This window comes from Novacetimonas sp. GS1 (assembly GCF_036686925.1).
GTDB lineage: Bacteria > Pseudomonadota > Alphaproteobacteria > Acetobacterales > Acetobacteraceae > Novacetimonas > Novacetimonas hansenii.
The window spans coordinates 540,001-563,925 of record NZ_VSZP01000001.1 but is presented as its reverse complement, the minus strand read 5'-3'; the positions used below and the strand labels follow the sequence as shown (position 1 = coordinate 563,925).

Sequence of the window (23,925 nt, the reverse complement as noted above, 5' to 3'; positions counted from 1 at the left end):
CGAAATACTTCATGGAAACTGACAAAATCATTCAGTTTTTTCATGAGAGAAAATTTTCAGAGATGTTTAAAAAACCTTTGTCAGAACTTTCATGATTCAGGCAGGTTGCCCGTCCTGCCTGTTACAGGATTCTTGAACAATTTTCGCCAGCACTACACTGAAACAATGGAAGTTTTTCTTAAATCATCGCATTTTCAAAATATTAAAGTGAAAATGACATTTCCCATCAATACAACACAGGGAAAGTTTTTGGGTGCCGACTTTTTTCAAAAAGGCGGCGTCTTCTGAAGCTTTTTAGAAAAAGCTTCACCAAAAACTTTTATAATTTCAGGATGTTATTAAGCCTGACTTTTCAGATATCCTCTTATATCCAGGACCATCGGAAAATTCCCTTCATGCCCGGCCCGTTCAGCAGGCGGTCAGGTGACGTCGCCTGATCTTGCCAGATATGGTGGTTGGCAAATGCCTGACGAAACGCACATCACGAAGCCCGACCCACCTGCCGATGACCTGACGGACCTGCGCGATAATTTCTTCAGAAGACGGCGTACAGCCGGTGCCAGCAACCGGCACCACATAAGCAACGGGTCGCTGTCCGCGCAGATCGTCTGGAACCGCGACCACAGCACACGCATGTACGGCCGGATGGGTGGCAATGACCTTTTCAATCTGCACCCCTGAAATCCGCCGTCCCGCGACCTTGATCACGTCATCCGAACGCCCGAGCATATGCACGCCATGTGCATCGTCGATCATGCCTTCGTCAAAAGTCCGGTAATATCTGCCTGTGTCATCAAGATATGTGGACGGGACACGGACGCCCCCGTCCTTCCACATCCCGGCAAGGCAACCAGGTGGCAGTGGCAGGGACAAGACAATTTCGCCACAGGAATGTTGTGCAAAGGCGGGCGCGATGGCCGGACGAAATCCCGGTGCAGGCCGCCCGATCTCGTTCATCAGTGATGTCGGCTCACATTCAGGCAGGCCAAAGAAATGGGCGGTGATACTCCACCCGGTTTCGGTCTGCCACCAGTGGTTGACCACCGGTTTGCGGAAATATGACCGCGCCCAGTCCAGAAGGGTCGGGTCCGCATACTCGCCCGCCACGAAAATACGCGCCAGCGCGGGCAGGATCACCCCTGCCGGATGACGCCCCTCCTGTCGCATCAGGCGCATCTGTGTCGGTGTCGTGAACAGGCACCTGACCCCATATTCATGACACAACGCCTGGATAAGCGAGGCGGACGGCGCACCTTCGACAATCACGCTGCTACACCCGTTAAGGAGTGGCGCATAAACACCATAAGAATGACCGACAACCCAGCCGAGATCCGATGTCGTGAAAAAGGTATCACCGGGTTTGCAGCCATAGATCAGTTCCATGGACAAGGCGAGGGCCACGGCATGCCCGCCATTGTCACGCACGATGCCCTTCGCATGACCTGTCGTGCCGGATGTATGCAGGATATAAAGGGGATCTTCGGAACGCAGTGTGACTGGTCCTACGGGCGTGGAATGTTCCAGCATATGGAAATCATGATCCCGCCCCGGCAGGAGCGGCGCCGTACAGGCCCGGCGCTGCACGATCACACAGGCCTGTGGTCTGTGCATCGCGGTGGCAAGCGCATCATTCAGGACAGGTGCAGCCGGAACCGCCGAATGCCCCTGAAAGCTGCAACTGGCGATCATGATGACTTTGGGCGCCACATCATCAATCCTGCGCGCCAGTTCAGGCCCGGCATAGCCGGAAAAAACCACCACATGCACGGCCCCGATCCGGGCACAGGCCAGCATGGCGATGGCGGTTTCAATCATGGTGGGCATGGCGATCAGGACGCGGTCGCCCTGTCCTACCCCCAGCGACCGCAAACCCCCGGCAAACCCGGCCACCCTCCGCCTCAGGTCGTGATAGGTGATGGCCTGCCGTTCCTTGGTGGCACAGGAATGCCAGATCAGGGCGGCCTGCCCGCCACGCCCGTTCTCCACATGTCGATCCACGGCATTATGACAGGTGTTCAACGTGGCGTCGGGAAACCAGTCATGCCACCCGTCCGCCCGTGTCCGGCATGCAAGCCGGGGCTTTTGTGTCCATGTCACGCGCCGTGCTGCGTCCAGCCAGAATTGTCCTGGCTGGTTCAGGGCCGCGTCATACATTGATTTGTATGTTGTCCATGGCACCATGGCCCTTCCTCCGCTCAGAGACTGTCTGAAAACACATCATTGATAAAAAAGAAAAGTTTTTGGGTGCCGCCTTTCTTTTAAAAAGACGGCGTCTTTCGAAGCTTTTTGTAAAAAGATTCACAAAAAACTTTTATGATTTCAGTATGTTGTCGATCCTGACGTTTCAAAAACTCCCTCAGGCTATGGGAACATCTTTGCCGGCAATCTGGCTTGCCAGCCATGCGGCATCACGTGAAACACCGGAAAACCGCCCCGACCCCCATGTATGCAGCCATGGCAGGCCAAGAAAGTAAAAGCCCGGCATATCGGTCACACCCCGACGCCAGACCGGCTTGTTGGCCCCATTGAAAACCGGCACATCAATCCAGCGATAATTCGGGCGGAAACCAATGCACCAGATGATCGCGGTGATTCCAGCAGCCTTCAGGTCCAAAGGCATGTTGCCGCCATCGGGTTCCCATACAGGGACATAGTCTGTTTCCGTCGGGGCGCTGATACCTTCGCGGGCGATATAGGCGTCAATGGACTTCTTGATGTCGGCATTGGTCCTGTCCGCATCATCAAGGTTTTCCTTCAGATCCGGTGCGAAATGCGCCACCTCGTCCCGGATGGTCGCCAGCGTGCCATGCAGGCCCACGCCTTCGCGGGCGAAACGGCGCAGATCAAGGTCATGACCACCATTGCGCCCAGTCACATAATGATTGGTCTTGTCACGCGCACCATCACGCAAGGGATGATTATCCACCGTCAGGTCGTAAAAATGCATGTCCGCAAGCCAGTCCACAACATCGCGGCCACGATAAAAGCGTGAAACACGCGGGGCGGACCCCACACACAGATGCACCTTGCGGTTTTCAAGGAACAGGTCCTCAGCAATCTGCGCGCCGGACTGCCCACTGCCCACAACCAGCACCGCCCCTTGTGGAAGTTGGGAGGCATTTCGGTAATCCTGCGAGTGGATCTGGAAAATTGATGGGTCAATCGCACTGGCATAGCCGGGGATCACCGCATCCTGATACGCGCCCGATGCGATGACCACATGCCCTGCATGCCAGACTTCATCGCCCACCACCACGCGATACCCCCCCGCTTCATGGCGGGTGATGGAGGTGACGGCACTATGTTCACGCAGGGGTGGATTGAACGAGGCGATAAAACCTCTGACATAATCTATGATTTCGTTCTTTACCATAAATCCATGCGGATCGTTTCCCTGATAGGGATGGCCGGGAAGCGCACATTGCCAGTTGGGCGTCACGAGACAGAAATTATCCCAGCGTTCATCATCCCACGAATGACAGGCGGTTTTTGCCTCAAAGACAATATGCTCCACCTTCTCGCGGCAGAGGTACCAGCTCATGGAAAGGCCGGCCTGGCCCGCACCCACGATCACGACGGGGATGGTTTTTTCCTGCTGTGTCATAAGAATATTCTGCCTTATGGTCTGAAGGACAGGACGCGCACCTGCGCATCGGGTCGCGTGAGGAAGGGCGTGCAGGTCTGGCGGATGGCCTGAAGCTGACCAAGGGCACGGCTGCACGGGACGCCATAACGCGCCCGCACCCGCGCGCTGGCCTCTGTCAGGGCTATGTCTGCCTTTTCAAGAAATTCATGCACCGGATAGTCCTGACCGGCCGTGAAATGGTCCCTGATGACCAGTGAGGGAGAGTAGCACTCAGCCTCCTTCCCATCAGGCCAGCGCACACGAAAAATCATTTCGGGCATAATGATACCCTCCTTGGAACAGGGCGTCCGGCGGGCTGCAATGCCGCCAGACGCCGATATGCGCGAAGATGCCGTCCGGCGACGCGGCGCCAGTCGAAACGGGCCGCCGTTACAGGCCCACTGACCCGAAAGCGGCGCGCGCTTTCGATACTGAGGGCCGTGCATAACGCATCACCAAGTGTCCGGGGACATTCTGGCTGGCACCACACAACCTCCGGCGTATGGAAATGTTCGCTAAAGGGCGGCGCAGCAGGCACCACCACCGGAATTCCGCAGGCCAGAGCCTCAAGCGGGCACAGGCCGAAACCTTCCGTCCGTGAAGGATAGGCCAGTACGCAGGACTGCCGATATAATGCGGGCATATCGTCATCGGCAATCGTGCCCGTCACACTTACCGCACCGGCCAGATCCCCTGCCTGAAGCTCTTGATCGAAAAGGCGGCGATAATCGGAATGGTCCAGCAGGGACGCCCCCCCGGCGATTACGAAATGCAGGTCAGGCTGTTCGCGGTGCAGTTCCTTAAATGCCCTGAGCAGCACAAGCGTATTCTTGCGGCGCTCTATCCCGCCAACCGACAGCACAAGACGTGCCGTACGCGAAAGCCCATAGCGGGCGCGCAACGCATGATCGCGCGGCCCCGCCCCCGGAAAGAACCTTGTCAGGTCAACGCCATTTCCCACGACAGGCGCAGGCCGCCCATAATCGGCAAGGAGGGCATCCTCCCAGACGCGGCTGACCGTGAAAAGCTCGCTTGCACTGGTAATCCCTCTTGCCTGACGGGCTGCGACACCACGATGCGGGAAATGGTCCAGATGATGGACCGTGCGGGCAAAACCCGGTATCCGCCCTTCCGCCACCAGATCCGCCAACGCGTTGGCGCTGATCGGGTCCTGGGCATGCAGCACATCGAAATTCGCATCCTCTCTGACTGCATCACGGATTTCCATAATGCGTCGTTCCACCAGTGCCGGCAGGTCGTCCCCTGCCATGGCCGCGATGCAGCGGGTGGCGCAACGGGGCCTGCGAAAGAAACCCGCCCCCGTCACATCCGGAGCGATCAGCATCGCGTCATGCCCGGCGTCACACAGGGCTTCCGCCAGCGCCATGCCATGCACCACACCGCCGCGCGGATTGGTCGAATGGGTCAGGATACCGATACGAAGGGTCATGGCACCACCCCCATGAGCGGCCTGTGCGCAAGATCCCAGAAGGTTTCCCGCGCATCCGCCCACAGGACATCGACCCGATGCGTGCTGTCACACCGACCGATGACGGACGCCGCAATGTCACGTCCGCGAAACCGGTCCATGATCGCCCCGGCATCCTCGGGGCGGGCCGTCAGCAGATAGCCATAGCTGGGAAATGCGGACAGCCAGCGTTCCATTGGCGCATCCCCCGGACGCGGGATGTCATCAAGCATGATGGTCATGCCCACGCCAGAACATTCAGCCAGCATGAGGGCCGTGCCGAGCAGCCCGGCCATGCTGATATCCTTGGCGGCGCGGCTCAGGCCATCTTCGGCAATCATGGGCAGGAGTTCGATATCCCCGCGCAGCCGCGCAGCCCCGCCGGTACCGCACAGGGCGGAACTGGCATCCCAGAACGGGTGCGGATCATGCCAGCGCCCGCGCAGGTCGATGGCGGCGATCAGGACCTCGCCTGGTCGCGCATCGAAACTGCTCAGCAGATGCCGGGCACGGCCAAGGATCGCAACCGACAGCGAATTATGGGGGCTGCGCATGTTGGTATGCCCGCCCACGACAGGCACGCCATAGGTGCGCGCGCCATCATGCAGGCCGGTCAGGATCGGGGCTGCAACCTCTGGCGTGTCACTCCACAACGCATCGACCACCGCAAGCGGGCGCCCCCCCATCGCCGCGATGTCGCTGACATTGACCATCACGCCGCAATAGCCAGAAAACCATGGCATGGACCGGACGAAACTGTCCTGGAACCCTTCGCTGGCCAGCAGGAGGTAACCATCGCCATCGGGTATGGCGGCACAGTCATCCCCAAGGCGGATGGCCTGTCGCGCCCCCTTACCCAGAATGGCGACGGCCTGTGTAATGTCCTGCTTTGCCACAAGCGCACGCCCCGTGCGCAGGCGCGAAAGCATGTCGCACAATATATCGGCCATCACGCCACCTGCCGGTTGCGAAGCTGTTGACGGGAATATTGACGGGGCTGTGGCCGCAGCAGCCATGTCTGGTCCTGCCTATGGGCGGGATACCGCGACAGGTCGGCCTGCATGTCATGATGCGGCAGGCCGTGCAGGGTGATGGTGCCAAGGCTTTTCCAATGCAGGCGGCGAAAGAACGGTACATTCTGTTCCTGCACCTGTGCCATAAACCGCGTGGCCCCAAGCCCGTGCGCGGTACTGACCGCCATTCGGATCAGTTCCGCCCCGATCCGCCCCAGTTTGCGGTGATCCGCATGAACAGCCAGGCGGGAACCACGCCAGATGCCGGGTTCGGCTTCATGGATGCGCACGGCACCCACAATCCGGTCCGGCATGCCCGCCATGCAGCACGCTGCGATGATGGGAATGGCAACCGCATCGGTCGCATCGCGATCATCATCGGCGAACACGTGCTGTTCAGTGCAGAACACCTCGCGGCGCAACGCATGATAACCAGCGCATTCCCATGGCGTACGGGCAAGGCGCACGACATATTCCGTGGGAATGAACGGCCGGTCTTCCATCCCTTCAACCCGCATATTCATCGTTCATATGCCGAAAGCGAGGAACAGGCGCCACAACGGCCGCATCCGGCCCGGATATCGGTGGATTTCATGCCTGCTTCCCGCAGCATCCGCCCGAGTGGCGCCAGAACGGACTTCATGAAATCTGACGAAGGGGGCGCGTGATTTTCCAGGGGCGTGCCGGAAATAGGCACAAACGGCACCACAAAGGGGTAGACCCCAAGTGCGATCAGACGCCCGGCCAGGGCCAGAATATCTTCGGCACTGTCACCAAGCCCTGCAAGAATGTAGGTATTGACCTGCCCACGCCCGAAAATGGGCACGGCGCTGGCGAACGCCTCCATATAGCGGTCGATGCTGACGGTGGCCTTGCCGGGCATGATCTTCTCACGCACGGCCTGCGTGGCCGCTTCGAGATGCATGCCAAGGCTATCCGCCCCCGCGTCACGCAGGCGATGGAACCAGTCATGATCGCGCGGCGGTTCGCACTGCACCTGAAGCGGCAGGTCCACCGCCGCCTTGATGGCGCGGGCGGACTCCGCCAGGACCGCCGCCCCCCGATCCACCACATTGGGCGTGCCGGTCGTCAGCACCATGTCGCGCACACCATCCAGCTCCACGGCAGCCCTTGCGACCTCCGCCAGTTGCGCGGGCGTCTTGTGGGCAATGGTGCGCCCGGCCTCCAGCGACTGGCCAATGGCGCAGAACTGACAGGCGGTGCGCCGGTCGACATAACGGATGCAGGTCTGGTGTACCGTGGTCGCCAGCGTGTCACGCCCATGCAGCAGGGCAATTTTCCAGTAAGGGACGCCATCTGCCGTGCGCAGCCCATAAAAACGGGGGGCAGCGGGAAAATGGATCGTGCCCAGAACCCGTCCATCACGCAGCAGCGTACTCGCGCCCTGCGGGTTGGGCGGGCTTGCCTGAAACGGGGAACGCCGGGCACCGGATGTATAGACCGGGACCATGACGGTCTGGCCCGCGATGGTGATGGTCTTGTGGTCCGAAGGGCCGGCCCCGCCCTTGCGGGCGATGCCAGCATTGTCGCTGCCGATCTGCAGCCCGAAGGATTGCAGATCCGTGACGAGCTGGCGGCCCGAAAGCGTGCCGAGGGTCGGTACGGTCATGGCGCGGCCTCATCCGTAAATGGGAAAGACGGATCCGCCTCACCCGCGTAATGCACCATGCGCGCGGGCCGTCGGTCATGCAGCAGGCTGAGCAGTTCGGGACGTGCGTAATGCCCGACGGAATCCATCATCCGCTTGCGCTTGGTAATCAGGGCAAAGTCGAGATCGGCAATGACCATGCCCTCCCCTTCCGTCAGCGGCGTGCCAAGCAGCCTGCCTTCGGGTGAGACGATGGCGGTAAAACAGCCCCCTCGCATCGGTCCTTCCAACGCGGGATCACGCGCGATTTCCTTGATCTGTTCGTCCGTCAGCCAGCCTGTGGCATTCACGACAAAGCAGCCGGATTCCAGCGCATGGTGGCGGATGGTGACTTCCATCTGATCGGCGAAAATCTGCCCCACCAGTGAACCGGGAAACTGCGCGCAGTGTATTTCTTCATGCTGGGTCATCAGCGCATAGCGGGCAAGCGGGTTATAATGCTCCCAGCATGCCAGCGCCCCGATGCGCCCGGCGGCACTGTCCACCACTTTCAGCCCGGCGCCATCGCCCTGCCCCCATACCATGCGTTCATGGTAAGTGGGCGTGATCTTGCGCCGTTTCAGCAGGATTTCACCTGTTGCGTCAAAAATGACCTGTGTGTTGTAAAGCGTGCCGAAATCACGTTCATTCACACCCAGCACCACGACCATGCCGGTCTGGCGCGCAGCCTCGGCCACCATCCTGGTCACGGGGCCGGGAATGACGACGGCACGTTCGTAAAGTGCCAGATGCTCGTTCCCAAAACGGAAGGCAGGCTGGATAAACGAAAAATAGGGATAATAAGGCACGAAGGTTTCGGGAAAGACCGCAAGCGCAACACCTTTTTCGGCGGCATCACGGATGGCCTGGCAGACTTTCCGGGCAGTTCCAAGACCATCATCCCCCAGAACAGGGCTGATCTGGATGGCTGCGGCGCGAACGATACGGGACATGGCGTGCGGTCCTCCCTTCGACCTTCAGAGAGTCCAGGTATTGAGGATGAAGGCGTTGTCGCGCCGCGCCAGCAGGATGATGTCAAGCACGTCCTGCGGATTGATCGGCGTAATGCCGGGGATCAGGTTCTGCTCGCCATAACCATAAAGGGCCTGAAGCGCAAAGCGGCAGGCATAGACTTTTCCGCCTTCTTCAAGGATTTTTGCAACCTGCCTGTTGCAGTTCATGTGCCCCGGAAAAGCTTCATCACCCAGGCGGGGGAAGCCGCGCTGCACACCAAGGGTCACACCCGGCCCATACAGCAGCACCGACGTCTCGAACCCCTTGCGGATCAGGCGTGTGGCCTGCAGCAGATTTACAAATCCGACCGATCCTTCATTGGCGACGGTATGAAAGGTGATGAGGGCTTTCTCGCCGGGCCGGGCTTTGACGTCCTCGAAAACCTTGTTTTCATAATTGACGAAGCAATCACCATCTTTATGCGGGGTGTGTTCGACTTTCGGCATGATATATCTCCCGTATGCTACGATCATCGGCGAGACGCCGGGACTGATCGTGTTGCCACAGCGAACGTGGCACGGGATGACGGAAGGCCAAAATATTGTATACCTGTGTTCAGGGGTACAAATGGTTCAAAGAAAAGCCTATGCCCCTCTCTGCGTAAGACAGAGCCATACAAAAAATATTACATTGCCATACAATCAAGGAATAATTCTCTAACGCATTGTTTTAAAACGCTTTTAAAATCACTTATTCGTGAATGAAGGGGCTGTTTGTTTTTCGGGATTCCCGCATCCCTCCCTCTGGAAGCAGGAAATTTTGTCGATTCGAAGCATGACAGCCCGGTCACACAAAGCCCGGTCACACAATATCGGCGAAACCGGGGGAGCGTTTGTGCTGGAGCACCGACAGCACCCCGTGCAGGGAGTCCTCAAGGCTTGCGGCATCCGGCGCACTGCCCAATGCGATTCTTGCACGTTGCGGGGGCTCCCCACTGATGGTGAAAACGGTGCTGGGCACCAATGCAAGGCCACGCCTGCGTGCATACGCGACAAAATCCGCACTGCCCCACCAGGCGGGCAGTTTCAGCCAGACATGTGGCCCGTCAGGATTCATGCAGTGTCCCGCCCCCAGCACCTTGCGGGCAATGGACTGGCGCAGGCGCAGTTCCGTGCGGATGGCATGCAGGATCGTATGTGCCTGCCCGGTCAGCATCCACCGTGCCGTCAGCGCGCTGAGCAGGCCGGCATTGGTCAGGGCGATGGCCCGTATGGCCGCCGCAACCCGCCGGGTCATGTCCGCATTGGGCAGGGCGACATAGGCGGTGCGCAGGCCCGGACTGAGTGTCTTGGCAAGGGTGGCCACATAGCTGACACGGCTATGGTCAAGGGCCGCCAGCGCGGGGGGCGGGCTGTCCATCAGCAGGCTGTAGGGGTCATCTTCCGCGATATGCAGGTGATGGCGTTGGGCAACCGCAAGAATATCCCTGCGCCTTTGCAGGGACATCGTGGCCGTGGTGGGGTTGTGAATGGTCGGAATACAGTAAAGCAGCCGGGGGTGATGTTCGGCACAGACCCGAGCAAGCTGTTCTGGCATCATCCCTTCCATGTCACTATCCACACCGACCAGAATAAGGTCGAACTGTGCCGCTATGGTTCGGATGCCGGGATAGGCGATGCGATCGGTGACAATCACGTCGCCCGGCTGTGTATGGGTGCTGACGATTGCCGCAAGCGCACTCTGGGCCCCCGGTGCGACAAGGATTTCATCCGTACGACGCTGTCCGATGACAGGGGCGATCCATTTCGCGCCAAGCTGGCGTTCCTCGATCGTCCCCCCTGTTACCCGATAGGACATCAGGCTGTTCAGGTCCTGCTGCTTCAGAATGGCTGTAATATCGGTTTGGATAATACGCTGTAACGATGGGTCCTGCGGGATGGGCGGCAGGTTCATGGTCAGGTCCACCACGGCAGGCCCGGTGTGGCGCCAATGGCTTTCGCCCGCGCCGACACGGACAAAGGTGCCGCGCCCCACGGTGGCGTCAATCAGACCACGCCGCCGACCTTCGGTAAACGCCCGGGTTACGGTCGTCAGATTGGCGCCAAGATAGTCTGCGATCATGCGTTGGGGTGGCAACCTGTCCCCTTCCCGCAGGTCGCCCTTGCGGATGGAAAGTGCCAGAGCATCCACAATCGTCAGGTACATGGCGTTCGGGCTGCGGCTGATCGCATCTTTCCACTGTGCAAGATAGGCGTATTGCGGCACAGAATATCTCCCTACATTTTTGTCATAATTTTCTATATTACAGTCATACAATGATAGCCTAAAAACATTCGGGCCATTATGCTTTTTCATACAGACCCCTGCCAGAATGCCAGGCCGGGGAGTATCAGGCGTCCCCAATATTCCGATATAAGACGAAGGTTGTATCTCATGACGATCTTATTGCGCGCCGCCATCGGGGCATTGCTGGGGATTGCAGCAACCTATCTCATTGGCGACGCCTTATCAGATTTCGATCATATCGCGATCATCGCCCCCATGGGGGCCTCGGCAGTGCTGGCATTCGCCGTCCCGGCCAGCCCACTTGCAACACCACGGGCAATTATTCTTGGGAATACTTTGTCCGCCATGATTGGCGTTGGTATCTCCCTCCTTTGCGGCCTGCCCCTTGCGCTTGCCTGCGGGCTTTCGGTCTGCCTGGCCATCATGGCGATGTCCATGACGCGGTCACTGCACCCACCAGGAGGGGCGACCGCGTTGATGGCAACGCTGATCCATCCGGCCAGCCATGACCTGATGACGGGACTTGCCTTCCCCTTCCTGCCTGTTGCGCTCAATTCAGCCATATTGACGTGTGTTGCGGTCCTGTACCATCGCAGCACCGGTCATGATTACCCACACAGGCCCGGACCAGCCGCGCTGACCGCCCTGCCCATGGGCCATTTCACACGGGATGATATCCATGTTGCCCTTCAGAAAATGCCTGATCCGCTTGATGTCGATGAACGGGACCTGACGGCACTTATCACCCTGGCAGAAGAAATCTCTGCAACCAGAAGGAAGAAATCATGATGCAGGTACTGAAGGTGGATAAGTGACACAACCATCATCACCGATCACAGCCTCTGGCGTCATCTGTGCCGCGACGATCTTTGTAATGGAAAGGATATGGAAAACCTGCCGGTGGTTTTCCAGAAGATAGTCGGTGATGATACGCCGATGACATCGCCACCACAGGATTTCGGCACACATGATGGCAACAGTGAAATGTTCCCCCAATTCCATGAGGGTTTTCAATCCCTGCTGGAATTCCCCTCCCAATGCATAATCAGCATAATTGTGAAAACTCTGCACATGCCAGAATGCATTGGTGTGTGTGCCAACCGTTTTCGAGCGCGGACGTCGCCCCCCAAGCTCCCGAACATGACGGTAGCCAATCCCATATGGCGCCAGTTCGGTTATAAGGCGTGAACCGTCAAACTCCCGATTACGTCTGGAATATGGAAAAGCCCGGACATCGACAACCATCGTAATATTATAACGACGCAAGATCGCGATAAAATCAGAGACTGAATGCGTTGAATGGCCAACCGTATAAAAAGCGTTCGAAACAGGATCAAAGGCCCCGTCGCCCTTTAATATGTTGAGAGAGGAAACCGTCATGCAGTCAAAGACTTTCGAAATCGGTGATATCGTATCGTGGAATTCCGAGGCCGGTTACGTCAGCGGCCGTATCCGCAACATACATACCGCACCTTTTATGGTGAATGGATACCAGCATCATGCAACGGCCATAAACCCGCAATATGAAATTGAAAGCCTTAAGACCGGACATATTGCGTTTCACAAAGGTACGGCCTTGACCCGTATAACGTCATAGGAAACCTGTTGGAAACAAGGCATTCATCAGGAATGATAAAGGTTCTGGGACAGTCCATTTTTCATAAAGACACCATATCCCACAGGCTTTACGCATCGTGGGCAATAATTTCAGTAATCCGTCGCGATTATACGCATTTTTTGGATCAGTATAACACAGAACACGCGTCAGGGCCTCTGTATGGCATCCTGACATCAACGCACAGGAACATGTGAATACGGCCACAGCATCCATACCGGGTCATAACGCTGCACAGCAGCACCGCCCTGAGCGAGCCAGACGGTCACAACATTCCCGTGCTGTTGCGCCGCCGGGGTCACGTGGCGACACAGCACCTTCCCGGCGGAACGCAAGAGGGATCAAGGTGCATAACGCGTCATCGGTTCGCAACATAAGCTTCATGGTCGATTAAAGGTATCTGATATTGACATGATTTCCAATGCGGATAAATTAAGGTGTATGGATCATAAACCTTAAAAGGAAACGACCATGTCCGCCCCCTTGGACGACCAGACACGCTCCATCATCCTTGCCACCGTTCCGGCGCTCAAGGCACATGGCCTGGCGATTACGACAGAGATGTACAAACGTCTTCTTGAGACACCAGCCATTCGCGACCTGTTCAATCTCTCCCACCAGCAGGATGGCGAACAGCCCAAGGCCCTGGCTTTGGCCGTGCTGTGCTATGCCGAACATATCAATGACCTTGGCGCACTCGGCGGCATGGTGGAACGGATCGCGGAAAAACATGTTGGCCTCAACATCCTGCCCGAACATTATCCTTATGTAGCAACCGCGCTCCTTGGTGCGATTGGCCATGTTCTTGGTGATGCCGCGACACCGGAAATTCTGGATGCATGGGGAAAAGCTTACTGGTTCCTTGCTGATATCCTGATCGGGCGTGAAAAACAGATTTACGAAGGCAACGAATCCACGCCCGGTGGCTGGACGGGCTGGCGTGCATTCCGCGTGCGTTCGCGCCGTCGTGAAACATCCACGATTACCTCCTTCGAACTGGTCCCAGCGGACGGGGGCACGATCTTCCGCCACAAAGCGGGACAATATCTCAGTTTCAAGCTGGATGTACCCGAACACGGATCACAGCGCAGGAATTACAGTATTTCTTCCGCACCGGGGGAGGATCATTATCGCATCAGTGTACGGCGACAGGACGGGGGCATCGCGTCCACCTGGTTGCATGACAGTGTGAAGGAAGGCGATATCTTGCAGGTTGCCAATCCTGCAGGTGATTTTTTCCTTAATGAAACAGACAGAAACCCTCTTGTTTTTCTGACGGCAGGTGTCGGGCTGACCCCGGTCATGTCCATGCTCGGTGAACTTGCACAGGCACATACGGACAGAAGCATCCGTTACGTTCACGGTGCCGATACACAGGCATTGGCGGCTTTTGTCACGCAGATTGAAGATTTTGCAAAAATCGATGTCTTAAAGGCTGATTTCTTTTATTCACAGGAATCATCACCAACAAAGGAAAGTGTGTCAGGCATAACCACCCATGCAGGACGGATCAGCCCGGACTGGTTGCGGCAAACACTTGATCGCTCTGCCACCTATTATATCTGCGGCCCGGATTCCTTCATGCGGGATATGGTGGATACACTGAGGGACGAAAAACTGCCGGCAACGCAGATCCGATATGAGTTCTTTGGCTCTGCCGCTGACCCGGACCTCGTTCTTTCCGCAGCCTGAGATCAGCAGACCGGTTCTTAAAACGTGGGAGGCACGCTGCCTCCCACGCACCATGACGTCAGGGGAGCCATGCCATGTGCGGTACCATCAGATGCCGGACATAAAAATCAAGCGTGTGTATGACACGCCTGACCCACATGACGGCGTTCGCATCCTTGTCGACCGGCTATGGCCACGTGGGCTGCATAAAAGCGATGTACACATGGAGTACTGGTTAAAGGATGTCGCACCCAGCCCGGAACTGCGGCGCTGGTTCGGTCATGACCCTGCCAACTGGAACATGTTCCAGATCCGTTACCGTCAGGAACTGATGCACGGGAACGCCGATCTGTCACGCCTCATTCATCTGGCAGGGCAGCAGAACGTCACACTCCTTTATGCAGCCCACAATACTCAATGTAACCATGCACTTATATTGCAGGATTTCCTTCGCAAAACCGTCGCAGAGCAGAAAATGCACGGGTAAAGCATGGTATGTTGAGTCCATGCCTGTCATATGCTGTGTGCCATACCGACTTTGCTGCACATCAAGCCCCATGATTTCAGAACTGTCCTGAATTCAGGGCTGAATATCAGGACATACGCACCACAACACGCCCACGTATCTTTCCATCAAGAAGCGCGGCTGATGCCTCTATGGCGTCAGCCAGCGCAATCTCAGACGTCATTTCCACCAGTTTTACCGGATCGATCAATTCCGCCAGACGCGACCATGCGGCAAGTCGCCTGTCGCGGGGGCACATAACGCTATCCACTCCGACCAATGTCACCCCACGCAGGATAAACGGCGCAACGGTCGAGGGAAATGACATATCCGCCGCAAGTCCGCACGCTGTCACAACACCACCATACGCCATGGACGCACAGACATTCGCCAGAACCGTGCCCCCAGCCACGTCAACCGCCCCAGCCCACCGTGCCTTCTCCAACGCCTTACCTGGCGTGGTGAATGCCTGTCGTGGAAGTATTTCCTTCGCGCCGAGAGCAGTTAGATAGGCTTCCTCCTCTGGACGACCTGTCACGGCCACAACGTGATAGCCAAGCCTGCTCAACAGCATGATTGCCACACTTCCCACACCACCAGTGGCCCCCGTGATCAGGATCGGCCCCTTGTCAGGGGTCACACCTTCACGCTGCAGGGCCTGTATACACAGCATCGCCGTATAGCCAGCCGTGCCGATTTCCATGGCCTGCCTGCTTGTCAAACGGTCGGGAAGCGGCACCAGCCAGTCACCAGAGACCGTCGCTTTTTCTGCAAGCCCGCCCCAATGTTTTTCACCAACACCCCAGCCGTTGAGAATGACCCGCGCACCGGGCCTGATGTCTTCTCGTTGCGAGGACTCGACAATGCCTGCGAAATCTATGCCCGGTATCATCGGAAAGGAACGTACGATCGGGCCACGCCCGGTAATGGCCAGTGCATCCTTATAGTTCAGGGTTGACCATTCCACCCGAACCGTCACGTCCCCTTTGGGAAGCTGGTTATCCGCCACATCCCTGACGGACACGGACTGTACACCGTCCGCAGATTTTTCAATCATGACAGCCTTGAACATGGCATTTCCTCCCGGCGATATTACCGATTATATATAAAACAATAACTGTGCCCCAGAAACATCATGCGGCATACAAGAATTTACACTTTCCCGGCAACACCAGAAAGCTGCTCTCAAAAACGTGCGGTCTACAAGTATGTCACTTTCGCAGAATAATATTTTCCTACTTGATCCATGAAAAGAAAGTAATTTTCTGAAATGCCCATATTATCATCATTGACCAGTCATAATGCCACATGCGCGTTCATTGCCGCATGATTTCTGTATCGTCAGTTTTTCCGCAGAAACAACATCAGGGCCTCCGGCACAGTACGGCGATGTTTATTAGAGGCTGCTTGAAAAGTCAGGCGCGATAACATCCTGAAATTATAAAGGTTTTTTGTGAAGATTTTTCTAAAAAGCTTCGAAAGACGCCGCCTTTTTGAAAAAAGGCGGCACCCAAAAACTTTTCTTGTTTTTTATCAATGATTTGTTTTCAAACAATCTCTTAGATAATCCCTATATATTTCCAAGAATCTCTATATAAGATGAATTGATAAAAAAACATGCTGATGTTCAGATATTAAACATCTGCGGGAGAGATGACGTGAATAGCGGCGATCTTCAATTCTTTATGGCTGTTGCCACAACAGGTGGCATTGGAAAGGCAGCAGAGCAGCTCAATACCGTTCAATCAAACGTTACATCACGGATTCAGCGGCTGGAAGTCGAACTGGGTGTGCAACTGTTCACCCGCCACACACGCGGCGTGGAACTGACATCGGCAGGCCGCAAGCTGATACCCATTGCGGAACAGGTTAATACCCTGCTTGGGAGCATCCGGACCGTCGTACATGATGATGGTACGCCCCAGGGCAAGCTTATCATTGGTGCAATGGAAACCACCACGGCACTCTACCTTCCTGATATCCTCAGTAACTATGCCAAAGATTTTCCCAAAGTGGATCTGGCACTCCGCACCGGCACGACGACGGAACTGACCCGGGATGTGCTGGAACAGAAACTGGATGGTGCGTTCGTCTGTGGCCCGATCGCCCATCCCCGCCTGCACACCGAACGGATCCATGCGGAAGAACTGGTTCTTTTGAGCGGCCCGCACATCAAGGATCTGGCGCAAATCGTCGCATTGGGCGAAACATCCATTTTCGTGCTGCGTCTGGGATGTTCCTATCGCCAAAAACTGGAAGATATTTTAATAAATAAGGGAATTTCCATCACAAGAATAAATGAGTTCGGAACCTTTGAAGCTATTTTCAGCTGTGTGGCGGCGGGTCTTGGCATAAGTATCGTGCCCCGATCAATGCTGCCCATGATCACCGCACGATGGATGCTGACGGCACATACCCTTCCTGCCAGTATGGCATCCGTGGAAACGGTTTTCATTCGCCGTACCAGTACCTATATATCAAATGCCTTGTCCCGGTTCATCGACCATGTTCAGGACGCCAATCACCTACGTTCCAATGATGGGTGATTTTTTTCATTCCTCTTGATAAATAATTGGCTTTTAACCAGTGGCCAGTTCCAGTTCGTTGACAAGGGTACGCATCAACTCACCCGCAGGCATGCGGCGGGCCAACGGTGCCCCCTGTCCGGCCCATTGCGCCCCATAATCTGTCCGGTTATTCCGCTTCGCCGCCGCGTTAAGCGCCTTTGCAAGGTCGTACGCCACAGGATATGCCGGCACTTCATCAATATGGATTGTGCGGCCGACCTCAGTATAACGATTTGCCAGACAACGTGCGGGGCGACCGGAAATAACCGATGTCATCACCGTATGATACCCTGCATTACCGACCAGCGCGGCACGATAAGCATCATCAGCCAGCGATTCATCACAGGCGATAAAAGCTGTTCCCAGTTGAGCAGCCGCCGCCCCCAGTTTCATAATCGCAGCGATTCCTTCCCCATTCATGATCCCGCCTGCCGCGATAACAGGAACATCAAGAGACCGGGTGAGAATTTGGGTTAGGGCTGCTGTAGTCAGTTGATCATCAGGGTGTGAGGGATCAAAAATTCCGCGATGTCCACCAGCCTCGTAACCCTGTGCAATCAGGGCATGCACACCCGCCGCCACGGCAGTCTGTGCTTCGGCAAGATCCGTCACGGAACAGAGCAATATAATCCCGGAAGCGCGCAGGGCCTGAATCACATCCACTGCAGGCAAGCCGAAATGGAAGCTGACAACCCTGGGCCGTACAGCCAGAAGAAGTCGCATCATTTCTTCATTGGCAACGAAACTTCGATAAATCTCCCGTAACATGGAAGGTGACGTACCGCCCTCCATCATAAAATGTTCCTGGAAGCGTTCGATCCATTTTTCTTCGACCTCCAAAGATCGGGTCGATGGCTGATGGCAGAAAACATTTAAATTAAACGGACAGTTGGTACGTTCCTTTAATTCAGAGATCATATGCGCTGCCGCTTCGACATTCGATGCCCCCAATCCCAGGGCACCCAACCCTCCGGCCCCGGATACGGCAGCCGCCAGTGCGGGGGAAGAAACACCCGCCATAGGTGCCTGGAAAATCGGCAACCGGATACCGATCGCCGTCAGGAGTTCCTGTCTTTTTATTCCTGTCATGGGATGCACCCGTATTATCGCAAAACTTTTTCGCCATCATGATAGGCAATCATGAGCGGAATAATGCATTATTTTTTATGATACCAAACATCATGAAACCAGAATTCGATCAGATATAAATTCCATTAAAATTATCAATAACGCACAGGTATTTATCCGGGATATATTTACATATGGGATCTGGAAAATAATGTTGCCTTTCGATCGAAAAAGGCGACGTCTTTCGAAGCTTTTTGAAAAAATCTTCACAAAAAACTTTCATTATTCCAATATCTTGTCGGACTTACCATTCCAAACAGTCTCTGAATTCAATACAACCAAATATATCTGTATTTATTGGACTCAAGAATACTCCAGCGCAAAGCTGGCAGCCTCTTTCACAGCCGCCGCACCTTTCCCCGCGATGTCCCGCACGCCGGCATAGACGCACTATCCGGCGGCTGCGAGCCTTCGGGCCGTCATGGCGCCAAATCCGCTCGACGCCCCGGTAATCAGGATCACCTGCCTGTCCATGATCGTCTTCCTTCCCGGATGGTCTTCTCAGACCATGCCGCCATTGGCGCGCAGGGTCTGACCGTTGATCCACGCGCCATCCGGCCCGACGAGGAAAGCGACAGCCGCCGCGATATCCTCCGGCGTTCCCAGACGCTCAAGCGGGTTCATTTTCGACAGCTTCTCGATCAGTTCCGGGCTTTTCCCTTCAAGGAAAAGCTCTGTGCCCGTCGGGCCGGGGGCTACGGCGTTCACCGTCGTGTTCCGGCCACGCAGTTCCTTGGCCAGAATAGCCGTCAGGGTTTCGACTGCTGCCTTCGTGGCGGCATACACCCCGTACGTCTCGAATTTCAGCCCCACAACGCTTGTGGAGAGGTTGACGATACGTCCGCCGTCCCGCAGCCGTTTCGCCGCTTCACGCAGCGTATTGAAGGCGCCTCGAAAATTGATATCCACCTGTCGTGTGAAAGCCGCATCATCCACATCGGCAACACGTCCCAGCGCCATGACCCCGGCATTGTTGACGAGAACATCGACGCCACCGAAGGCTTTCTCAGTCTCATCGAACAGGGCCACAACATCAGCGGCAACAGAAACATCAGCCTTCACAGCAATGGCCTCGCCCCCCGCCTGACGGATCTTTGTAACAAGCACGTCCGCCGCAGCCGTGTTCCCCGCATAATTGATGACAATGGCCAGACCGTCATGCGCCAGCCGTGTGGCAATGGCTGCACCAATGCCACGCGATGACCCCGTGACGATCGCGACTTTTCTATTCTGTGTCATGTCCATTTTCCTTTTGCGTGTGACCCTATCTGGCCTTGGCGTGACAGTGCCCCTTTTCATCGCCCGGATAATCCCGCACAATCCGGATAGATTATCCGGAAATAGGGAATAGTGCTGGACCGGCTGGATATCATGCGACTGTTCATGCGCATCGTGGAGCGCGAAAGCTTCACGCAGGCCGCCCAAGACATGAACCTGCCGCGCTCGACGGCAACCGACGTCATCAAAGCTCTGGAAAAGCGACTGGGCGCGCGCCTTCTGCACCGCACGACACGTCAGGTCAGTCCGACCCCCGAAGGCGAAGTCTATTATCGTCGCTGCCATCATATCGTCGCGGAAATCGAAGAGTCAGAGAGGGGTTTTAGCGCTGTCAAACCCAGAGGAACATTGCGGATCGACGTTCACGGCACTCTGGCCCGTCACTTCATCCTGCCCGCCCTGCCGACATTTTTCGCGACCTACCCTGATATCGTGCTGCACATGAGCGAAGGCGACCGTCTGGTCGATCCAGTGCGTGAGGGCATGGACTGCGTTCTGCGGGTTGGGGAATTGCGGAACAGTGACATGATGGTCCGGCATCTGACCACCCTGCATGAAGTGACGCTTGCATCCCCGGCCTATCTGGAATCCCACGGCATCCCGACACATCCGGACGATCTGCCCGAAGGTCATGTCATGGTCGGTTTCCAGTCAAGCCTGCGCGGCAGGATCCTGCCGCTGGAGTTCGTGATTGATGGAACGTCCCGGAACGTCACACTGCCGTTTCCTATCGCCGTCAACGCAGCGGAGAGCTATATTGCAGCCGCACGGATGGGGTTAGGTCTCATCCAGATTCCGCACTATCATGCGGAGCATGCCATCCGGTCCGGTGCCCTGGTGGAGGTACTGAGCAGGTTTCCACCGCTCCCCTCCCCGGTCTCGCTGCTTTATCCTCATAACCGGCAAATGTCTCCGCGCGTTCGCGTCTTCATCGACTGGCTGGCAGAACTGTTCAAACCTGCCAGCACATCATCCTCTCAGCATTATGACCAATGAGGCCACCATGTGGAGCACATTCCCCTTGAAATGCCTTACTGTCCTGCTGGCTCCGGCATTTTTGCTCACACCAGCCTTCGCGCGTGACCACCATCGCCAGGACATCCCCGCCATTTCCGAGCAAAGCCAGGCGGCACGGAGTGTCGACCTGTCTCTCGGCGATGGAAGTCGGCTGAGAGTGCTCATCTCCGCTCCGTCCACCCCACGGGGAACCCTCATCATGCTCCCCGGAGGCGCTGGTGACATCGGCCTTGAAAAGGACGGTAATCTTGAACATGGGCACAATTTTGTCGTCCGGACACGCGGTCTCTGGAACAGGCAGGGCTATACGGTTCTCATCCCGGACACGATCAATCGCACCAATCTTCGGGGAGCACGGAGTTCCCCCGCCTATGCCCGTCTTGTCGAGGATCTGATCACTTACGCGCACCAGCAGGAAACAGGCCCTGTTTTCCTGCTAGGCACGAGCCAGGGATCAATCGCGGCCGTGAATGGTGCAGTTCATGCACGTCCCGGTAGCATCGCCGGTATCGTGCTTACTGAATCCGTTTCCGTCATGGGTGGCAGCGGCGAAACAGTTTTCAGCGCTGACCCGCAACAGGTCCGTGTTCCCGTGCTTGTTGTCGCCAATCGAGATGACGCATGCACTGTCGCGCCACCACAGAATGCACAAAGAATCGCAGCGTCCATGACAGCCAGCAAAGATGTGCATGTTCTCATGATCTCAGGTGGGATCACCAGATCCCGGAAGGACTGCGGCTCCCTGACACCACATGGCTATTTCGGCATAGAAGATCAGGTCGTGGCCAAAATCAGCGCATGGCTGAATGCCCATTCCTGAACAGTCAGCTCAAGGCAGCGTACGCATCCGCGATGTTCGTCGCTAACGGATGATGTAACCACAAACCACCGGACGAAATAAAAAACTGGATCGGCTCCATCATGTGAACGTGAACTCCAACAAAAATGCGCCGGATTACCTTTCCGTCTGTTTCCTATGTGTTTCCTGCGGTGTGATTCAGGCACAAAAAAAGCCACCCTTATGGGTGGCTTTTCTCGTGTCTTTTCAGACGTTTATGCGTGGTTGCGGGGGCAGGATTTGAACCTGCGGCCTTCAGGTTATGAGCCTGACGAGCTACCGGGCTGCTCCACCCCGCGGTGGTTTTTTCATTCAGGGCTGACTGGAAGATCTGGCGGCGACCGACTTTCCCGTGCCTTAAGGCACAGTATCATAGGCGCTGGGTTTTTTCACGTCCGAGTTCGGGATGGGATCGGGTGGAGCACGTCCCGCCATGGCCACCAGATCATCCAGTCAGTCCTGAGGGACTGTGTGGGAGGTTGGTGCTGAGAGGATAGAGTGGGTGGATGACTGCTGTGCATGTATGTTTTCCACGTTGAGTGGCTGTGTGAATGAGCCTATTGGGCGATTAGGACCAGTCAGCTGCACGCATTACTGCGCTTCCACACCTGGCCTATTGACGTGATGGTCTATCACGGCCCTTGGGGAGACCTTGTTTTGAGGTGGGTTTCCCGCTTAGATGCTTTCAGCGGTTATCCCTTCCATACTTAGCTACCCGGCTGTGCCGCTGGCGCGACAACCGGTGCACCAGAGGTATGTTCATCCCGGTCCTCTCGTACTAGGGACAAATCCTCTCAAGTCTCCAACACCCACGGCAGATAGGGACCGAACTGTCTCACGACGTTCTAAACCCAGCTCACGTACCACTTTAATCGGCGAACAGCCGAACCCTTGGGACCTGCTCCAGCCCCAGGATGTGATGAGCCGACATCGAGGTGCCAAACCTCCCCGTCGATGTGGACTCTTGGGGGAGATCAGCCTGTTATCCCTAGAGTACCTTTTATCCGTTGAGCGATGGCCCTTCCACGCGGGACCACCGGATCACTATGGCCGACTTTCGTCTCTGATCGAGCTGTCACTCTCACAGTCAGGCGGGCTTATGCCATTGCACTCAACAGTCGATGTCCGACCGACCTGAGCCCACCATCGCGCGCCTCCGTTACACTTTGGGAGGCGACCGCCCCAGTCAAACTGCCCACCATGCAGGGTCCCGGACCAGGCTTACTGGTCTCGGTTAGACATCAGAAACAGTCAGGGTGGTATTTCAAGGATGGCTCCACCGGAACTGGCGCCCCGGTTTCAAAGCCTCCCACCTATCCTACACAGAATGTCTCTGATGCCACTGCAAAGCTGCAGTAAAGGTTCATAGGGTCTTTCCGTCTGACCGCGGGTACCCCGCATCTTCACGGGGAATTCAATTTCGCTGAGCCGATGCTGGAGACAGCGGGGAAGTCGTTACGCCATTCGTGCAGGTCGGAACTTACCCGACAAGGAATTTCGCTACCTTAGGACCGTTATAGTTACGGCCGCCGTTTACCGGGGCTTCAATTCGGTGCTTGCACACCTCCTCTTAACCTTCCGGCACCGGGCAGGCGTCAGGCCGTATACGTCGTCTCTCGACTTCGCACAGCCCTGTGTTTTTACTAAACAGTCGCTACCCCCTGGTTTGTGCCACCCGCCTGTGGTTGCCCACGGACGGGTCTTGCTTATCCCGAAGTTACGCAAGTAATTTGCCTAGTTCCTTCAGCATCGTTCTCTCAAGCGCCTTGGTATTCTCTACCAGTCCACCTGTGTCGGTTTCGGGTACGGTCTATATGCCAGAGCTATTTCCTGGAATGCTCCAAAAGCCGGGTCAATCCGATAAGACCCGACAACATATTGCATTCGTCACTTCTGGCAGGCCCGGGAATATTCACCCGGTTTCCATCGACTACGGCTTTCGCCCTCGCCTTAGGGGCCGGCTCACCCTGCGCGGATTAACCTTGCGCAGGAACCCTTGGACTTTCGGCGACAGTGTTTCTCGCACTGTTTATCGCTACTCATGTCAGCATTCGCACTTCCGATATCTCCAGGGAGGGTCACCCCGTCCCCTTCACAGACTTACGGAACGCTCCGCTACCGCGCATACAAAGTATGCACCCACAGCTTCGGCACGTGGCTTGAGCCCCGTTACATTTTCGGCGCAGGGTTTCTATTAGACCAGTGAGCTATTACGCTTTCTTTAAAGGATGGCTGCTTCTAAGCCAACCTCCTGGTTGTTTTGGAATCCCCACATCCTTTCCCACTTAGCCACGATTTAGGGGCCTTAGCTG

Annotated in this window: 21 protein-coding genes, 1 tRNA gene and 2 rRNA genes (1 of these 24 only partly in view); 7 read left to right on the top strand and 17 right to left on the bottom strand. The window is 56.3% G+C overall.

Translation table 11 applies throughout. The features are described from left to right. Positions 1-408: 408 nt before the first annotated feature. From FYB92_RS02575 to FYB92_RS02530, 10 genes are all read right to left on the bottom strand, one after another. A complete protein-coding gene (locus tag FYB92_RS02575) occupies positions 409-2,181 on the bottom strand; it encodes an AMP-binding protein (protein ID WP_332828122.1) in 1,773 nt (590 codons plus the stop codon). A gap of 175 nt (positions 2,182-2,356) precedes the next feature. Beyond that, positions 2,357-3,604: an MSMEG_0569 family flavin-dependent oxidoreductase gene (locus FYB92_RS02570; protein ID WP_332828121.1), complete on the bottom strand. Its 1,248-nt coding sequence runs from the start codon at positions 3,602-3,604 to the stop codon at positions 2,357-2,359. Positions 3,605-3,618: 14 nt separating this feature from the next. Beyond that, positions 3,619-3,906 (bottom strand): MSMEG_0570 family nitrogen starvation response protein, encoded by a 288-nt coding sequence (locus tag FYB92_RS02565; protein ID WP_062809611.1) that lies wholly within the window; start codon positions 3,904-3,906, stop codon positions 3,619-3,621. Next, on the bottom strand, positions 3,894-5,075 hold the full coding sequence (locus FYB92_RS02560; RefSeq protein ID WP_332828120.1) for an MSMEG_0565 family glycosyltransferase: 1,182 nt from the start codon (positions 5,073-5,075) through the stop codon (positions 3,894-3,896). Before FYB92_RS02560 ends, FYB92_RS02565 begins: the two co-directional genes overlap by 13 nt. Then, entirely contained in the window at positions 5,072-6,043 is a 972-nt protein-coding gene (locus tag FYB92_RS02555) for a sll0787 family AIR synthase-like protein (protein ID WP_332828119.1), read from the bottom strand. Before FYB92_RS02555 ends, FYB92_RS02560 begins: the two co-directional genes overlap by 4 nt. Beyond that, positions 6,043-6,630: an MSMEG_0567/Sll0786 family nitrogen starvation N-acetyltransferase gene (locus FYB92_RS02550; protein ID WP_332828118.1), complete on the bottom strand. Its 588-nt coding sequence runs from the start codon at positions 6,628-6,630 to the stop codon at positions 6,043-6,045. The genes FYB92_RS02555 and FYB92_RS02550 overlap by 1 nt, the downstream gene beginning before the upstream one ends. Beyond that, complete coding sequence (locus FYB92_RS02545; protein ID WP_332828117.1) at positions 6,627-7,736, bottom strand: MSMEG_0568 family radical SAM protein; 1,110 nt, start codon at positions 7,734-7,736, stop codon at positions 6,627-6,629. The genes FYB92_RS02550 and FYB92_RS02545 overlap by 4 nt, the downstream gene beginning before the upstream one ends. Then, the gene (locus tag FYB92_RS02540) at positions 7,733-8,707 is read right to left on the bottom strand and encodes a Nit6803 family nitrilase (RefSeq protein ID WP_075624650.1); all 975 of its coding nucleotides are present in this window, start codon (positions 8,705-8,707) and stop codon (positions 7,733-7,735) included. The genes FYB92_RS02545 and FYB92_RS02540 overlap by 4 nt, the downstream gene beginning before the upstream one ends. Positions 8,708-8,731: 24 nt before the next feature. Continuing rightward, positions 8,732-9,214, bottom strand: coding sequence for an MSMEG_0572/Sll0783 family nitrogen starvation response protein (locus tag FYB92_RS02535; protein WP_003621328.1), 483 nt, complete (start codon positions 9,212-9,214; stop codon positions 8,732-8,734). A gap of 355 nt (positions 9,215-9,569) precedes the next feature. Further along, positions 9,570-10,973 (bottom strand): PLP-dependent aminotransferase family protein, encoded by a 1,404-nt coding sequence (locus FYB92_RS02530; protein ID WP_003621326.1) that lies wholly within the window; start codon positions 10,971-10,973, stop codon positions 9,570-9,572. A gap of 168 nt (positions 10,974-11,141) precedes the next feature. On the opposite strand from FYB92_RS02530, the gene FYB92_RS02525 reads away from it, so the two are divergent. Beyond that, positions 11,142-11,783, top strand: a complete 642-nt coding sequence (locus tag FYB92_RS02525; protein WP_332828116.1) for an HPP family protein — start codon at positions 11,142-11,144, stop codon at positions 11,781-11,783. On the opposite strand, the gene FYB92_RS02520 is transcribed toward FYB92_RS02525, so the two are convergent. Further along, entirely contained in the window at positions 11,778-12,374 is a 597-nt protein-coding gene (locus FYB92_RS02520) for a DUF488 domain-containing protein (RefSeq protein ID WP_332828115.1), read from the bottom strand. The genes FYB92_RS02525 and FYB92_RS02520 overlap by 6 nt on opposite strands. Here FYB92_RS02520 and FYB92_RS02515 point away from each other — a divergent pair. The 3 genes from FYB92_RS02515 (at position 12,352) to FYB92_RS02505 (ending at position 14,767) form a co-directional block, all read left to right on the top strand. Continuing rightward, positions 12,352-12,591 (top strand): DUF2945 domain-containing protein, encoded by a 240-nt coding sequence (locus FYB92_RS02515; protein WP_332828114.1) that lies wholly within the window; start codon positions 12,352-12,354, stop codon positions 12,589-12,591. The genes FYB92_RS02520 and FYB92_RS02515 overlap by 23 nt on opposite strands. 489 nt (positions 12,592-13,080) lie before the next feature. Further along, positions 13,081-14,301: an NO-inducible flavohemoprotein gene (hmpA, locus tag FYB92_RS02510; RefSeq protein WP_062809619.1), complete on the top strand. Its 1,221-nt coding sequence runs from the start codon at positions 13,081-13,083 to the stop codon at positions 14,299-14,301. A gap of 91 nt (positions 14,302-14,392) precedes the next feature. Next, positions 14,393-14,767, top strand: a complete 375-nt coding sequence (locus FYB92_RS02505) for a DUF488 domain-containing protein (RefSeq protein WP_062809620.1) — start codon at positions 14,393-14,395, stop codon at positions 14,765-14,767. Positions 14,768-14,873: 106 nt separating this feature from the next. On the opposite strand, the gene FYB92_RS02500 is transcribed toward FYB92_RS02505, so the two are convergent. Then, positions 14,874-15,857 (bottom strand): MDR family oxidoreductase, encoded by a 984-nt coding sequence (locus tag FYB92_RS02500; RefSeq protein ID WP_332828113.1) that lies wholly within the window; start codon positions 15,855-15,857, stop codon positions 14,874-14,876. A 586-nt stretch (positions 15,858-16,443) separates the two neighbouring features. Here FYB92_RS02500 and FYB92_RS02495 point away from each other — a divergent pair. Next, positions 16,444-17,331 (top strand): LysR family transcriptional regulator, encoded by an 888-nt coding sequence (locus FYB92_RS02495; RefSeq protein WP_332828112.1) that lies wholly within the window; start codon positions 16,444-16,446, stop codon positions 17,329-17,331. A 33-nt stretch (positions 17,332-17,364) separates the two neighbouring features. Here the strand turns inward: FYB92_RS02495 and FYB92_RS02490 are convergent, their stop codons facing one another. Both FYB92_RS02490 and FYB92_RS02485 read right to left on the bottom strand, forming a co-directional pair. Next, positions 17,365-18,441 (bottom strand): nitronate monooxygenase, encoded by a 1,077-nt coding sequence (locus FYB92_RS02490; RefSeq protein ID WP_332828111.1) that lies wholly within the window; start codon positions 18,439-18,441, stop codon positions 17,365-17,367. A 540-nt stretch (positions 18,442-18,981) separates the two neighbouring features. Beyond that, positions 18,982-19,719: an SDR family oxidoreductase gene (locus FYB92_RS02485; RefSeq protein WP_075632162.1), complete on the bottom strand. Its 738-nt coding sequence runs from the start codon at positions 19,717-19,719 to the stop codon at positions 18,982-18,984. Positions 19,720-19,833: 114 nt separating this feature from the next. Here FYB92_RS02485 and FYB92_RS02480 point away from each other — a divergent pair, with 114 nt between their 5' ends. Continuing rightward, a complete protein-coding gene (locus FYB92_RS02480) occupies positions 19,834-20,754 on the top strand; it encodes a LysR family transcriptional regulator (RefSeq protein WP_075632163.1) in 921 nt (306 codons plus the stop codon). Positions 20,755-20,761: 7 nt separating this feature from the next. Further along, positions 20,762-21,595, top strand: a complete 834-nt coding sequence (locus FYB92_RS02475; RefSeq protein WP_332828110.1) for an alpha/beta hydrolase — start codon at positions 20,762-20,764, stop codon at positions 21,593-21,595. Positions 21,596-21,835: 240 nt separating this feature from the next. Here the strand turns inward: FYB92_RS02475 and FYB92_RS02470 are convergent. From FYB92_RS02470 to FYB92_RS02460, 3 genes are all read right to left on the bottom strand, one after another. Next, positions 21,836-21,912: transfer RNA gene (locus tag FYB92_RS02470), tRNA-Met, on the bottom strand. A 30-nt stretch (positions 21,913-21,942) separates the two neighbouring features. Then, positions 21,943-22,058, bottom strand: a 5S ribosomal RNA gene (rrf, locus tag FYB92_RS02465). A gap of 102 nt (positions 22,059-22,160) precedes the next feature. Next, a 23S ribosomal RNA gene (locus FYB92_RS02460) occupies positions 22,161-23,925 on the bottom strand; it runs 976 nt beyond the window's last position.

What these genes read in the sequence shown, in the direction of transcription:
- FYB92_RS02575 (WP_332828122.1), bottom strand. Translation starts at nt 2,181, where the DNA reads ATGGTGCCATGGACAACATACAAATCAATGTATGACGCGGCCCTGAAC.
- FYB92_RS02570 (WP_332828121.1), bottom strand. Translation starts at nt 3,604, where the DNA reads ATGACACAGCAGGAAAAAACCATCCCCGTCGTGATCGTGGGTGCGGGC.
- FYB92_RS02565 (WP_062809611.1), bottom strand. Translation starts at nt 3,906, where the DNA reads ATGCCCGAAATGATTTTTCGTGTGCGCTGGCCTGATGGGAAGGAGGCT.
- FYB92_RS02560 (WP_332828120.1), bottom strand. Translation starts at nt 5,075, where the DNA reads ATGACCCTTCGTATCGGTATCCTGACCCATTCGACCAATCCGCGCGGC.
- FYB92_RS02555 (WP_332828119.1), bottom strand. Translation starts at nt 6,043, where the DNA reads ATGGCCGATATATTGTGCGACATGCTTTCGCGCCTGCGCACGGGGCGT.
- FYB92_RS02550 (WP_332828118.1), bottom strand. Translation starts at nt 6,630, where the DNA reads ATGAATATGCGGGTTGAAGGGATGGAAGACCGGCCGTTCATTCCCACG.
- FYB92_RS02545 (WP_332828117.1), bottom strand. Translation starts at nt 7,736, where the DNA reads ATGACCGTACCGACCCTCGGCACGCTTTCGGGCCGCCAGCTCGTCACG.
- FYB92_RS02540 (WP_075624650.1), bottom strand. Translation starts at nt 8,707, where the DNA reads ATGTCCCGTATCGTTCGCGCCGCAGCCATCCAGATCAGCCCTGTTCTG.
- FYB92_RS02535 (WP_003621328.1), bottom strand. Translation starts at nt 9,214, where the DNA reads ATGCCGAAAGTCGAACACACCCCGCATAAAGATGGTGATTGCTTCGTC.
- FYB92_RS02525 (WP_332828116.1), top strand. Translation starts at nt 11,142, where the DNA reads ATGACGATCTTATTGCGCGCCGCCATCGGGGCATTGCTGGGGATTGCA.
- FYB92_RS02515 (WP_332828114.1), top strand. Translation starts at nt 12,352, where the DNA reads ATGTTGAGAGAGGAAACCGTCATGCAGTCAAAGACTTTCGAAATCGGT.
- FYB92_RS02520 (WP_332828115.1), bottom strand. Translation starts at nt 12,374, where the DNA reads ATGACGGTTTCCTCTCTCAACATATTAAAGGGCGACGGGGCCTTTGAT.
- hmpA (WP_062809619.1), top strand. Translation starts at nt 13,081, where the DNA reads ATGTCCGCCCCCTTGGACGACCAGACACGCTCCATCATCCTTGCCACC.
- FYB92_RS02505 (WP_062809620.1), top strand. Translation starts at nt 14,393, where the DNA reads ATGCCGGACATAAAAATCAAGCGTGTGTATGACACGCCTGACCCACAT.
- FYB92_RS02500 (WP_332828113.1), bottom strand. Translation starts at nt 15,857, where the DNA reads ATGTTCAAGGCTGTCATGATTGAAAAATCTGCGGACGGTGTACAGTCC.
- FYB92_RS02490 (WP_332828111.1), bottom strand. Translation starts at nt 18,441, where the DNA reads ATGACAGGAATAAAAAGACAGGAACTCCTGACGGCGATCGGTATCCGG.
- FYB92_RS02485 (WP_075632162.1), bottom strand. Translation starts at nt 19,719, where the DNA reads ATGACACAGAATAGAAAAGTCGCGATCGTCACGGGGTCATCGCGTGGC.
- FYB92_RS02475 (WP_332828110.1), top strand. Translation starts at nt 20,762, where the DNA reads ATGTGGAGCACATTCCCCTTGAAATGCCTTACTGTCCTGCTGGCTCCG.